The sequence below is a fragment of the Pseudomonas sp. HY7a-MNA-CIBAN-0227 genome (assembly GCF_040310325.1).
In the GTDB taxonomy this organism is placed as follows: domain Bacteria; phylum Pseudomonadota; class Gammaproteobacteria; order Pseudomonadales; family Pseudomonadaceae; genus Aquipseudomonas.
In genome coordinates this window covers 1-215 of record NZ_JBEOPT010000408.1, presented here as the reverse complement: position 1 = coordinate 215, position 215 = coordinate 1, and the positions used below count along the sequence as shown (strand labels likewise).

The 215-nt window shown below is 61.4% G+C and carries 1 protein-coding gene; it reads right to left on the bottom strand.

Going from position 1 to position 215, the window contains the following annotated elements; translation table 11 throughout:
• The coding region (locus tag AAEZ06_RS28460) for a DUF6531 domain-containing protein (RefSeq protein WP_350617566.1) at positions 1–215 on the bottom strand (215 nt) is incomplete at both ends.

Genomic DNA, 215 nt, shown 5'->3' with positions numbered 1-215 from the left:
GAGGGCAACGCAAACGTCGTGCTGCGGTTCTCATGATCGGTCCACACCACCGACTCGCCAATCACAGAAAGCCGCTGGGCCAGCGAATGGCTCCAGCCAAACCCCAACCCGCAATCCACTTCCACGGCACTGGTGCGATACACCCTTGTCCAGGCAAACGGCAGAAGCCCGTCCAGCTCACCGTCCGTGAGGGTCAGCAGTTCCTCACCGGTAAC